This is a genomic window from Candidatus Phytoplasma solani (genome assembly GCF_040126175.1).
Lineage (GTDB): Bacteria > Bacillota_I > Bacilli_A > Acholeplasmatales > Acholeplasmataceae > Phytoplasma > Phytoplasma solani_A.
On record NZ_CP155828.1, the window covers coordinates 385,924 to 400,039 of the forward strand.

Below are 14,116 nucleotides of genomic sequence, written 5' to 3' on the forward strand. Positions count from 1 at the left end.
AATTATGAACAAAGATAAACAAACAAAATTTAATTACTGGAAAGAATTAAAAAAATTATTAATTGTTTTTGCTTGTTTAATTGGTTATGATTTGGTTAGCATCTGGGCTCTTAATTGCACTGGAGGACCAAGTGGTAAAAACATATATCAAACAGACCTTTATCCTGGTGGAATTCATGGTTTAGGGGATTGTATTGGAAAAATTTTAAAGAAAGCAAATGTCTTACAAGAAAGTAATCAAATTACTACTTTTGCGATGATTTTTTATTTGATTGTTAATGTTTTTCTTTTGCTTTTTATTTCTTATTGTTATTTAGATAAATATTTTACCATTACAACCGCAGTAGCAGCTTTATTTCTTTCTTTAATGGGTCTTTTTTTAAATTGGGCAATTAAACATAGTTTCTTAAAAGAAAGCGAACGTTTTTTTGGTTTTTTCCCATTTGAAAATAATTTTCCAATGGACGTTTTAAGATCTACTTTTGCCGGTTTGTTGATAGGATTTTTTAACGGAATCATAATTAAGTTGGGCTCTTCAACGGGTGGAATAGATGTAATAGGGAAATATTTAGTTATTTACAAACAAAAAAATATTTCTTTGATTATAGAAATTTTTGGCTATAGTCTTATTTTTGTTGGTGTTTGTGCCAGTTTAATTTTAAACAAGGAGAATTTTTTTAAATTCGAAACTATTCAAGGAATTTTTTGTGCTCTTTTAAGAATTAAATTAACTGCTTTTGTAATAGATTTAATCAATTATTCTAAACCAAAACTAAAACAAGTTGCACCAAACTGATTTTTGCCAGTTTGGTTTTTTTATTCTATTGATTTAAATTTTTGTAATTTTTAGCAAATATAAAGTTTCAAAAGGTACTTTTGAAAATTTTTGTAATAAAAATTCTAAAATAATAAATAATTTCATTATTTTTAAAAATAATTGCTATTAATTACCAAATTATTATTTCTCTTAATTTAAATAAAGGATTTTTAATGAAAAATATATTTAGCCAACAGACACTTGATGAATTACAAGTGTTTTTTAAAACAGACCTCCTCAAAGGTCTTACCAGTGAAGAATCTTTTCAGAGATTACAAATGCATGGCCCTAATCAAATTAAACCATTTGATAAACCAACTTTATATCAACAATTAAAAAAACAATTAAAAGATTTTTTAGTTATTCTTCTTTTGTTAGCTGCAACTATTAATTTTGTCATAGGTATGTGGCAAGATAAAAAGGAAGAATTATTTGAAGCTTTTTTTATTTTAGTTATTATTCTTGGAAATGCTTTTTTAAGTATTTATTACGAAAACAAAACTAACAAAACTTTAGCTTTAATTGAACAAAAGACTTTATTAGAAGTTAAAGTGATTAGAGATAACAAGCATTTTTTGATTCCTATTACTAATTTAGTCTCAGGAGATGTTGTTATTTTAGAAGCGGGCGACATTGTTTCAGCTGATATGAGGTTGATCCAAGCTTTTGATTTGTTGGTTGACGAATCACTTTTAACAGGAGAGTCCCAAGCGATTTTAAAAAATAGTCTTACTCTTGAAAACAACGAAAAAAAAGATGAAGAAATTTTTTTAAATATGGTTTTTATGAATACTATTATTTTAAAAGGAAGGGCGAAAGGATTAGTAGTTGCTACAGGAATGAAGACTGAAATTGGTAAAATTACTACTTTTATTGAAAAACCTTATACCCAAAAAACTCCTTTAGAAAAAAAAATAACCCACTTCATTAAAAATCTAACTTTATTAATTACTATTATTATTATTTTTAATACTTCTTGGGTGTTGTTTAAAAATATTATGCATTTGGATAGTTGGGTTAATTGGAGAAGTATCTTTAAAAATACTTTTTTAGATGCCATTGCTTTGACAGTTGCTGCAGTGCCTGAAGGGTTGTTGATCATCATGACTTTAATTTTGGCTTTAGGAATGAAAAAACTAACAACTAAAAAAGCTATTGTTAAAAACTTAAAAACTTTAGAAATTCTTGGGTCTGTAAATGTTATTTGCACTGATAAAACAGGAACCTTGACACAAAACAAAATGACTGTTAAAAAAATTATTTTTTCCGATCATTATATCAAACCCTTAGATAAAACACAAAAAACAGATATTAATAAAAATCAAAATCTTCTTACTTTGAAAAAATTACTTCTTTTCGGTATTTTATGTAACGATGCTTTAGTTAGTTTTAAAAAAGAGGATCAAACTTTAGAAATTATTGCCGACCCAACTGAAAAAGCTTTAATTAATTTAGCTTTACTTTATCAAATGGATATCTTTAAAAACAAACAAAATTATTTTCGTGTAAAAGAAATTCCTTTCGATTCACAAAGAAAAATGATGACAACTTTTTGTATCAATCAAAAAGATAACATTATTTATCAAATTACCAAAGGAGCTCCAGAAGTTATTTTACAAAGATGTACTAAAATAGAACATCAAGGGAAAATTATTGATAAAAATAAAAAAATCAGTAACCTTTTGGAAGCTCAAATTAATGCATTAACTAAAAAATCATTAAGAGTTTTGGCAATTTCTTATAATATTTTTCCCTTTGAGAATCAAAATAATTTAGACTACCTGTCTGATTTACCAGAAAACAATCTTATTTTTTTAGGTGCTGTTGCTATGGAAGATCCGATTCGCCAAGATGCTTATCAAGCCATTATTAAATGTCAAAAAGCACATATAACTCCTATTATGATTACAGGAGATCATCTACAAACTGCAACTATGATTGCTCAAAAATTAAATATTTTAACCAATTCATACGAATTAGCAATTACAGGTCAAACCTTAAATCAAATGTCTGAAAAAGAATTTTTAGAAAAATTAATACACATTAAAGTTTATGCAAGAACTAATCCTGAAGATAAATTAAAAATAGTTAAAACTTGGCAAAAAAAAGGTTTTATTGTTGCTATGACAGGAGATGGGGTAAATGACGCTTTAAGCATCAAGCAAGCTGATGTAGGAATTTCTATGGGAATTTCAGGAACTCATGTTGCCAAAATGGCATCAGATATGATTTTAACAGATGATAATTTTGCAACTATTGTGTCAGCTTTAGAAGAAGGGCGTAATATTTTTCATAACATCAAAAAAAGCCTTGTTTTTCTTTTAAGTTGTAACGTGGGTGAAATAATGTTGATTTTAATCAGTAATTTTTTTGGAGATTTATTTTTTAATTCTAACTTTAAAATTCTAACAGCTTTTCAAATTCTTTGGATTAATTTAATTACTGATTCTTTAGTAGCTATGGCTTTAGGGTTAGAACCACAAGAAAAAAATTTGATGTCTCAAAAATATCGTTGTATCAATGAAAATTTATTAGATAGACAAACTTATAAAAAAATAATTTTCGAAGGAATGATGATTGCCCTTTTAGCTTTTATTGCCGCTTTGACAGGTTTTTATATTCATGGGGAAAAAAATTTGCAAGAAAAAAACCAATACGCACAAACTTTTGCTTTTATGGTTTTAGCTTTAACTCAATTGATTCATGTCTGGAATTTACGTAGTTTTAAAAATTCTATTTTTAAATTGAAAAGTAATTCTTTTTTAACCAAAACTTTTTTCATTAGTCTTTTTTTACAATTAATGATTATTGTAATTTCCCCTATAAGAGAATTATTTAAATTAATATCTTTATCTTGTTTAGATTTTGTTGTTATTTTCTTTTTTTCTATTCTCCCCTTAATCATTATAGAAATGAAAAAGATGATATTTAATAAAAAGGTATAATGTGGTGTGACGAAACACAAACATTATTAGAAAGTTTTTAAAATTAAATTATGAATATTAAAATTAAAAATAGGGTTTATCGTTTAATTCCTTTTATAATTATTACTTGTATTTTGTTACTTTGTTTTTTATTAATAGTTAACGCAGTTTATAAATTATATTTAGAACACGAGGAAACAAGAGAATTACAAAAAGTAAATATTGAGGAAAAAGCAAAACAATTGAATAATGAAATAAAAATTAATAATGAAAAATTAAAAATAAAGAATTAGAAAATGAAAACAAATCATTAAATGAAAAAATAAATTGTAAAGTTTATGAAATGAAACAATCAAACGGAGATATAGAGTTTTATAGTTTTAATTATTTTGAAAAATTAAAAACTATTTATAAACATGATAATTCTATTAAATGGCATAATTCAAGCAACACTACTATTACATATTATAAACACTTAGGTGCTACACCTAAAAACTTAAAAGATATCGGATTTAATTTGCAAGCAATAGTAAAAGCCGGATATACTTTGCAAGACTTTAAAAACGGCGGATTTACTGCAACTGAATTAAGAAATGGTGGATATACTTTGCAAGAATTAAAAACCGCCGGATATACTGCAATTGAATTAAGAAACGCCGTATTTACTGCAACTGAATTAAGAAACGTTGGATATATTTTGGAAGAAATATTTACTGCAACCGAATTAAAAAAAGCCAAATATTGTACTGCAACTGAATTAAAAAACGATGGATTTACTGCAACTGAATTAAGAAACGCCGGATATACTTTGCACAAGAATTAACTAACGCCGAATATACTTTTCAAGAATTAAGAAATGCTGGTTTTGATATCTAAAAAAATACATTTAATACAAAATATTTTAATGGATTTAAGGGGTCCTTATTGAGGGCCCCTTAATAGAAAAGTCCTTATATAAAGATTACAAAGTAGAATTAAAAAATACTATATTTAGATGAATTAACACGCAGAGAAATTAAAAAATAAGAAAAATAGTTGGCAAACAGGTGTAGAAAGAACAGGAGCAGTGGTTACAACAGGACTTTCGGTTAAATCAGGGGCTATTTATGGTGCCGCAGCTGGTTCTGTTTTAGGCCCTGTTGGAACTGTTGTTGGTGGACTTGCTGGTGCAGCTTTAGGTGGTGCAACAGCGGTTGCAACAAAATGGGACACATTCAAAGAATGGTTTGGTTGGTAACAATAATGCATATTTTTTTGCATTTTGTTTTGTTTGTGTTAAAATAATAATAAGTTAAAATTATAAAAAAAAAGGAATCAAGATTAGAATGGAGTTATTTAAATTATTAGTTATTATAGGTATTTTGGGTATTATTTTTGGATTAATCCCTTTATGGATTTGGTTTATTCAAAAACGAGAAAATACAAATAGGATTAAAAAAGTCAATATAAAGACAGCTTTGATTGTTTATTATGTCATGATGTCTATTATAGTTCTTGCTTTTGGAGTGTTTTTGTTTTTAGATATAAAATATGATATCACCAAAACAAAACCAAAAATTTACCCTATCCCCAACACCAAAATAGAAACACATGATGAATGGTTTCAAGCGAAAGAAAAACAAAGAGAAAGTGAAAATTATTATGATTCATACAGAATTGATTATAGCGAAGAAGCTAAGGAAAAAATAAAAAACATAAAAGCTAACGAATTAGAATTAACAATAAATGGTGTTAAAATTGAAGGTACTCCGATGATTAAAAGAACCTACACCTTCTACGGATTAGCTGGATTAGGTAAAGGAAAACACCCCGAACACGAACCAACCGACCTCGCGCCATTCGTCAAAAACCCATTCGACAATTGGTATGAAAAAAGTTATACAGTAGATGAGTTTCGCGGTTTCCACACAAAACTCAAATATAAAGATTCACAATTTAGTGAGGACGGTTATGTTTGTGTAGACCACTCAAATCACTACATAGAACTAAACTACGAAGGCCCTAAATGGTTACTAGAAGAAGACAAAGACTTTTTCATGGATGAAGTAAATTGTGATTCTAACAAAAAACTACCTGATGGCAATTTCAAAGCCAAAACCTACTACCTCCACTTCAACCCCAAACAAGCCTACATCACCCTATACACTCAAAAACACAACACAAAAGAAAATAAATAATTAGAAAAAGGAGGAAAAATCAAAAAAAATGAATAAAGAAAATCAACCCCTCCTATCCTCCCTCAATTCCCCCTATGAAATCGCCTAAATTTATAAAAAGGAAAATACTAATTTGAAAAAAGAAAGAGAAACCCAAAATCACAATTACTTTTACAATTTTATTAATAACAACAAAAAATTTGAACGCAAATGGCAAAGCGAAAGAAGTGGCTTAAAAATAATTGACGATATTTTAAATAAAGCTTCAAAAAAAGGAAATAATAAAGCAGGATATCCAGATTTTGTTTATGAAAATACTAGTAAAAAACTTTTAATTTTGGTAGAAATAAAAAATGATATAAAAAAACATCGATGTTTTTCAAATAATACAAAAAATCCAGAAATTTCTTATGCTGTCGAAGGGGTTAAACATTATCTTCATTATTTTTGTGATACTCTTTGTAACTGGAATAAAATAGGGATTGCTTTGTCAGGAAATATTGAAGATAAACACGAATTAACTCATTTTTATATCAAAAACAATTCTATTATAGAATTAAAAGACAAATTATCGATTTCAGAAATTTTAAAAAATGATGATGAATATTTACAATTATTTAAAAATGATAAATTCGAATTAGATACTATTATAAAACAATCAGCTAAAACAGCTAGAATAATTAATATTCAATTAAGACCATTAGAAGTTCAATATAGACCTATTTTAATTTCTATTTTATTAATTTGCTTAAAAAATACCAAGTTTAAGGAAAAGTTTGATAATCAAAAAAACAATATATATTCTTATGATTCTAAATTAAAAGAAAACAAAAGAAAAATAGAATATGAAGATGCTTATGACAGTTTATTACAAGACATTAATACTGCTATAAAAAATGTTTTACGAAATCAAAACATTAATAATGAAAAAATTCAATATTTACACGAACAAATGCGTTTAATTAAATCCTTATTAGGAGATAATGGTTTAGAAATAATTAAAGATGTTTTAGAAGAATTGAAAACAAACATTTATCATCTATTAGACAGCAAAAATAAATATAGTTATGATATTATTGGTAATTTTTATGAGGTTTTTTTAAAATATGCTGGTGTAACTAATGTCAAAAACGGAATTGTTTTAACACCTAGACATATTACTGAATTATTTACTAAATTAATTGATATTAGTAGTACTGATGTTGTTTTAGACCCCTGTTGTGGCACTGGTGGTTTTTTAATTGCGGGCATGAATTCTATTATCGATAAATTAGATAATAAAAATGAAAAAGAAATTAATAAAATAAAACAAAATCAAATTATCGGTTTCGATAAAGACCCTACTATGTATACTTTATCAATTTCTAATATGTTATTTCGTGGTGACGGGAAATCACAAATTTATAATTTAGATTTTTTCAGTGAGGAAGTTGATAAAAAAATAAAAGATGGAACAAAAAAACCGACCATTGGATTTATTAATCCACCTTATGCTGGAAAAAGCACACCAACAAACCCTACTAAAAAAGAAATTGAGTTTTTAGAAAAACTGTTAAAGTTGGTTGATGGTCGTGTTGTGATGATTGCACCTTTAAGCACTTACATAAATGACAATACAATAAGAAATAGAATTTTAAAAAAACATACTTTGGAAAAAATAATTCAAATGCCAAAAAAAATATTTGAACCTAATGCTTCTACGCATACAGCAATTTCTATTTTTAAAACTAACACCCCTCACAACAATAAAGAAGTTGATTTTTATAACCTAGAAGATGATGGTTTAGTTTTATTTAAAAATAAAGGTAGAGTTGACCGTTTTCACAAATGGGGTGATATTGAAAAAGATTTTTTAAATAAATTTCATTCCAAATATTACGATGGTTATAATTATTTAAAACACCCAATTAAAGAAAACGATGAATGGATTTCATTTGCATATGTTAAAACCAATTATAATAACTTAACCGAAAAAGATTTTTTGTTAACTGTTAAAAAATATGTTATTTTTCAAATAAAAAAAGATTTAGGAATTTTAAATAAAAATTTAGATGAAATTACTTTGTTAGAAAAACTTAACCAAAAAATTGTTTTCACACAAAAAAAATCGAACATAACAAAAAATACTTATTTTGACATATTTAAAAATTGTAAAAGTTTTCAAATTAAAGATTTGTTTAAAGTTAAAGGAACCAAAACAACATCTAAAGAAGAAATAGAAGAATATGAAAAAGGTGAATATGCATATGTTTCTACTAGAGCGACTAACAACGGAGTTAACGGATTTTATTCTTTTTATTCGGAAGAAGGAAATGTTTTGACTGTTGATTCAGCGGTGGTAGGTTCGTGTTTTTATCAAGAAAATAAATTTACAGCTACAGACCATGTAGAACAATTAAAACCAAATTTTAAATTAAATAAATATATTGCTATGTTTTTAACCACTATTATTAACCAAGAGCAATTTCGATATTCTTATGGTAGAGGCTTCAATCAAAAACGTATCAAAAAGACAATTATTAAATTGCCGACAAATAAAGAAGGAACACCAGATTGGGAATTTATGGAAAATTATATTAAAACTTTACCTTATAGTAAAAACTTATAATATTTATTCTAGAAACAATATATTACCCTTTATACTGAAAAAATAAACACTAAAGATAGTAAACAAACAAAAAAATAATTAAAAAAAAGAAAAGAGAAAAAAATGTTAATTTTTAGATTAAAAAAACAATTATATTTATTACCAATATTTTTATTTAGTTCTTTAGGATTATTTTTAATCACGAATAATCAAGTTATGGCTATGAATAACGGTCATTCTAACGGTTATGTTCAGCAAAATAATAGAAATGTTGAGAACGAAATGACGGCATGTAGAAATTTACATGATTTATTATTAGAAGAGGCAAGGTTAACGCAAGAAATATATAATGCATTGAGAAATAATGCTTCAGAAGAAACAATTAACCACTTTAAAAATCAAGCAAATCAAATTGCTATACAAGCCGAAAATATTCGTAGAAATTTATTTTTAAATCAATAATGAATATATAAAAAACTAATCGAAAACCAAAACAAACAAATTATATTTTATCAAAATTATCAAACCCCCCAAAAGCATGTTAAAATAATAAATAAATATCTTTAAAACAACAATAAACCTTCTAAAAAAGATTTTATTGTTGTTTTTTTTATCAATATAAATAACAAATAAACAGTTTTTTAACAATAGCAACTTAAAAATTAAGGATATGTTAACAAAACGGAAATGAGCTTAGAAATGGAGAAGAAATTAAAATCATATTCTTTGGATACTAAATTAAAGGCTGTTGTTTTGAAACAGGAAGGGAAAAAATGTAAAGAAATACAAGAGAAATTTAAAATTAAAAATCGTAGTCAAATTTATAAATGGGTTAAAGTGTATGAAAAACTAGGAGCAGAAGGACTAGAATCACTAATTAAAGGAAAAAATACGCAAATAGAAACAACAGAAGAAATTAATATAATAAAAACAGCAATTAATAAAAAAATTGCTAATAGTTTGAAAAAGAATAGAAAATTGTATTTGGAAATTATTAATGAATATCAAGGTGATATTTCATTGAATCAATTAACTAGATGGTTAAGTATTTCTAAAAATAGTTATTATCGGTGGATAGAACAAAGTAGCAATCCAAGACCGCACAATGAATTAGAAAAAGCCTTATTTCAAATATGCAAACAAAATTCATATATTACTACTGATGGTAAAAGAAAAAGACGCCTTGGGTATCGGATAGTTCATAAAAAATTAATTGAACTTAGATTTAAAATCAATCCTAAAACTGTTTTAAAAATGATGCATAAATTTGGTTTGTTATCACAAAGGATTCAACGAAAACCTCAATATTATTATGATTTATCGGTTCAAAAAGAAAATAATTTAAAAAATTTAATTCAAAATAATTATCATGCAACAATACCTTTTGAAAAATTATGTACCGATATTACTTATATTACTTTTGGGAATCAAAATAAAAAATTATTTGTTTCAGCGATTATGGATTTACACAACCGCGAAATTATAGAGTTTAACATTTCTAAGTTTGCTGATGTTGATTTTGTGATTAATACTTTAACATATCTTCCAAAATTAAAAGAACCTTGTATTATCCATTGTGATAGGGGAAGTGTTTATACTTCTAAAAAATATCAAAATCATTTAAAAGAAAATAATTTGATTGCTAGCTATTCAGCAAAAGGTATGCCAACTGATAATGCATGTATGGAATCATTTTGGGCCAATATGAAGCGCGAAACGATTCATTATGAAAAGATGCAAAAATTAAATGAATCGCAAATTAAAGAAATCATTACTGATTATATTCAGTATTATAATATTCATCGTAAAATGAAAGTATTAAATTATTTATCGCCTTTAGAATATAAACATAAGTATTATCAAAAATAATTAAAATAATTTAATTTTAAACCCTCCATTAGAGAGGGTGGTTTGTGTAGGGTTTTATAATTGTTATCTCAAAACGTTCTTAAATTAAAAATATAAATACCGATTTAAAGCATTATTTTGCCACTATATGACGTTTTAGGATGTCTTTGTGTAGTTGACTTCAAATAATAATTTTCAATCTCTTTAAAAGCTATTATTTTGATTTTAATGTTTTAAAAATATTATTTATTACATAATTACGTAAAAAAATAATTTTATTTATATTTTAGTGTTACAAGTATATTATTTTAATAGTATAATATATATGAGTTAAATATATAAGAAAGAAATAAAACTTTTTAAGAGTTTTATTTCTTTCTTATATTATATATATACATATATTATACTATTATAAAATAAAACTTGTCATTTGATATAAAATTTAAAAAATAATAAATATTATTATTTTATTTTCGTTTTGTTGTTTAAAAAAATGTTTTCATGATATAATAATAGTAATTAATAAGCAATTTGGTTTTTCGAAAAAAATCATATTTTTTTTCGATAAAATTGTTGCTCTCAACTGGTTCTATTTTCGTGGAGCTTATCACTCCGTTGTTAGTCGCTCTAGTAGAAACATATGCATATTCACCTTTTTCATATTCTTCTATTTCTTCTTTAGATGTTGTTTTGGTTCCTTTAACTTTAAACAAATCTTTAATTTGAAAACTTTTACAATTTTTAAATATGTCAAAATAAGTATTTTTTGTTATGTTCGATTTTTTTTGTGTGAAAACAATTTTTTGGTTAAGTTTTTCTAACAAAGTAATTTCATCTAAATTTTTATTTAAAATTCCTAAATCTTTTTTTATTTGAAAAATAACATATTTTTTAACAGTTAACAAAAAATCTTTTTCGGTTAAGTTATTATAATTGGTTTTAACATATGCAAATGAAATCCATTCATCGTTTTCTTTAATTGGGTGTTTTAAATAATTATAACCATCGTAATATTTGGAATGAAATTTATTTAAAAAATCTTTTTCAATATCACCCCATTTGTGAAAACGGTCAACTCTACCTTTATTTTTAAATAAAACTAAACCATCATCTTCTAGGTTATAAAAATCAACTTCTTTATTGTTGTGAGGGGTGTTAGTTTTAAAAATAGAAATTGCTGTATGCGTAGAAGCATTAGGTTCAAATATTTTTTTTGGCATTTGAATTATTTTTTCCAAAGTATGTTTTTTTAAAATTCTATTTCTTATTGTATTGTCATTTATGTAAGTGCTTAAAGGTGCAATCATCACAACACGACCATCAACCAACTTTAACAGTTTTTCTAAAAACTCAATTTCTTTTTTAGTAGGGTTTGTTGGTGTGCTTTTTCCAGCATAAGGTGGATTAATAAATCCAATGGTCGGTTTTTTTGTTCCATCTTTTATTTTTTTATCAACTTCCTCACTGAAAAAATCTAAATTATAAATTTGTGATTTCCCGTCACCACGAAATAACATATTAGAAATTGATAAAGTATACATAGTAGGGTCTTTATCGAAACCGATAATTTGATTTTGTTTTATTTTATTAATTTCTTTTTCATTTTTATTATCTAATTTATCGATAATAGAATTCATGCCCGCAATTAAAAAACCACCAGTGCCACAACAGGGGTCTAAAACAACATCAGTACTACTAATATCAATTAATTTAGTAAATAATTCAGTAATATGTCTAGGTGTTAAAACAATTCCGTTTTTGACATTAGTTACACCAGCATATTTTAAAAAAACCTCATAAAAATTACCAATAATATCATAACTATATTTATTTTTGCTGTCTAATAGATGATAAATGTTTGTTTTCAATTCTTCTAAAACATCTTTAATTATTTCTAAACCATTATCTCCTAATAAGGATTTAATTAAACGCATTTGTTCGTGTAAATATTTAATTTTTTCATTATTAATGTTTTGATTTCGTAAAACATTTTTTATAGCAGTATTAATGTCTTGTAATAAACTGTCATAAGCATCTTCATATTCTATTTTTCTTTTGTTTTCTTTTAATTTAGAATCATAAGAATATATATTGTTTTTTTGATTATCAAACTTTTCCTTAAACTTGGTATTTTTTAAGCAAATTAATAAAATAGAAATTAAAATAGGTCTATATTGAACTTCTAATGGTCTTAATTGAATATTAATTATTCTAGCTGTTTTAGCTGATTGTTTTATAATAGTATCTAATTCGAATTTATCATTTTTAAATAATTGTAAATATTCATCATCATTTTTTAAAATTTCTGAAATCGATAATTTGTCTTTTAATTCTATAATAGAATTGTTTTTGATATAAAAATGAGTTAATTCGTGTTTATCTTCAATATTTCCTGACAAAGCAATCCCTATTTTATTCCAGTTACAAAGAGTATCACAAAAATAATGAAGATAATGTTTAACCCCTTCGACAGCATAAGAAATTTCTGGATTTTTTGTATTATTTGAAAAACATCGATGTTTTTTTATATCATTTTTTATTTCTACCAAAATTAAAAGTTTTTTACTAGTATTTTCATAAACAAAATCTGGATATCCTGCTTTATTATTTCCTTTTTTTGAAGCTTTATTTAAAATATCGTCAATTATTTTTAAGCCACTTCTTTCGCTTTGCCATTTGCGTTCAAATTTTTTGTTGTTATTAATAAAATTGTAAAAGTAATTGTGATTTTGGGTTTCTCTTTCTTTTTTCAAATTAGTATTTTCCTTTTTATAAATTTAGGCGATTTCATGGAGGGAATTGAGGGAGGATAGGAGGGGTTGATTTTCTTTATTCATTTTTTTTGATTTTTCCTCCTTTTTCTAATTATTTATTTTCTTTTGTGTTGTGTTTTTGAGTGTATAGGGTGATGTAGGCTTGTTTGGGGTTGAAGTGGAGGTAGTAGGTTTTGTTTATCAAAGAGCCTTTAGGTCGACTTTTATTTGTAGGACAATTTACTTCATCCATGAAAAAGTCTTTATCTTCTTCTAGTAACCATTTAGGGCCTTCGTAGTTTAGTTCTATGTAGTGATTTGATGGGGCTACAATCATGTTGTCATTAAATTGTGAGTCTTCGTCTTTGATTTTTGTGTGGAAACCGCGAAACTCATCTACTGTATAACCTTTTTCATACCAATTGTCGAATGGGTTTTTGACGAATGGCGCGAGGTCGGTTGGTTCGTGTTCGGGGTGTTTTCCTTTACCTAATCCAGCTAATCCATAGAAGGTGTAGGTTCTTTTAATCATCGGAGTACCTTCAATTTTAACACCATTTATTGTTAATTCTAATTCGTTAGCTTTTATGTTTTTTATTTTTTCCTTAGCTTCTTCGCTATAATCAATTCTGTATGAATCATAATAATTTTCACTTTCTCTTTGTTTTTCTTTCGCTTGAAACCATTCATCATGTGTTTCTATTTTGGTGTTGGGGATAGGGTAAATTTTTGGTTTTGTTTTGGTGATATCATATTTTATATCTAAAAACAAAAACACTCCAAAAGCAAGAACTATAATAGACATCATGACATAATAAACAATCAAAGCTGTCTTTATATTGACTTTTTTAATCCTATTTGTATTTTCTCGTTTTTGAATAAACCAAATCCATAAAGGGATTAATCCAAAAATAATACCCAAAATACCTATAATAACTAATAATTTAAATAACTCCATTCTAATCTTGATTCCTTTTTTTTATAATTTTAACTTATTATTATTTTAACACAAACAAAACAAAATGCAAAAA

The 14,116-nt window shown here is 25.6% G+C and carries 11 protein-coding genes; 9 read left to right on the forward strand and 2 right to left on the reverse strand.

The features are described from left to right. Positions 1-4 precede the first annotated feature (4 nt). From PSOL_RS01905 to PSOL_RS01945, 9 genes are all read left to right on the forward strand, one after another. Positions 5-796 carry a YitT family protein gene (locus tag PSOL_RS01905; protein WP_349401643.1) on the forward strand — a complete coding sequence of 264 codons (792 nt, stop codon included), beginning with the start codon at positions 5-7 and terminating at the stop codon, positions 794-796. 194 nt (positions 797-990) lie between these two features. Beyond that, on the forward strand, positions 991-3,762 hold the full coding sequence (locus PSOL_RS01910; RefSeq protein WP_349401644.1) for a cation-translocating P-type ATPase: 2,772 nt from the start codon (positions 991-993) through the stop codon (positions 3,760-3,762). 50 nt (positions 3,763-3,812) lie between these two features. After that, the gene (locus PSOL_RS01915; protein ID WP_349401645.1) at positions 3,813-4,034 is read left to right on the forward strand and encodes a hypothetical protein; all 222 of its coding nucleotides are present in this window, start codon (positions 3,813-3,815) and stop codon (positions 4,032-4,034) included. Between the two features lie 50 nt (positions 4,035-4,084). Continuing rightward, a complete protein-coding gene (locus PSOL_RS01920; protein WP_349401646.1) occupies positions 4,085-4,564 on the forward strand; it encodes a hypothetical protein in 480 nt (159 codons plus the stop codon). Between the two features lie 243 nt (positions 4,565-4,807). Then, positions 4,808-4,978 (forward strand): hypothetical protein, encoded by a 171-nt coding sequence (locus tag PSOL_RS01925; protein ID WP_349401647.1) that lies wholly within the window; start codon positions 4,808-4,810, stop codon positions 4,976-4,978. Between the two features lie 88 nt (positions 4,979-5,066). After that, on the forward strand, positions 5,067-5,918 hold the full coding sequence (locus tag PSOL_RS01930) for a hypothetical protein (protein ID WP_349401648.1): 852 nt from the start codon (positions 5,067-5,069) through the stop codon (positions 5,916-5,918). 112 nt (positions 5,919-6,030) lie between these two features. Beyond that, positions 6,031-8,505, forward strand: coding sequence for an N-6 DNA methylase (locus PSOL_RS01935; protein ID WP_349401649.1), 2,475 nt, complete (start codon positions 6,031-6,033; stop codon positions 8,503-8,505). A gap of 102 nt (positions 8,506-8,607) precedes the next feature. Then, positions 8,608-8,946: an SVM family protein gene (locus tag PSOL_RS01940; protein ID WP_349401651.1), complete on the forward strand. Its 339-nt coding sequence runs from the start codon at positions 8,608-8,610 to the stop codon at positions 8,944-8,946. A gap of 225 nt (positions 8,947-9,171) precedes the next feature. Beyond that, positions 9,172-10,353, forward strand: a complete 1,182-nt coding sequence (locus PSOL_RS01945) for an IS3 family transposase (RefSeq protein ID WP_349401652.1) — start codon at positions 9,172-9,174, stop codon at positions 10,351-10,353. 464 nt (positions 10,354-10,817) lie between these two features. Here PSOL_RS01945 and PSOL_RS01950 read toward each other — a convergent pair whose 3' ends face one another. Next, positions 10,818-13,085, reverse strand: coding sequence for an HsdM family class I SAM-dependent methyltransferase (locus PSOL_RS01950; protein ID WP_349401653.1), 2,268 nt, complete (start codon positions 13,083-13,085; stop codon positions 10,818-10,820). A gap of 112 nt (positions 13,086-13,197) precedes the next feature. After that, positions 13,198-14,043: a hypothetical protein gene (locus PSOL_RS01955; RefSeq protein ID WP_349401654.1), complete on the reverse strand. Its 846-nt coding sequence runs from the start codon at positions 14,041-14,043 to the stop codon at positions 13,198-13,200. Between the last annotated feature and the right edge of the window lie 73 nt (positions 14,044-14,116).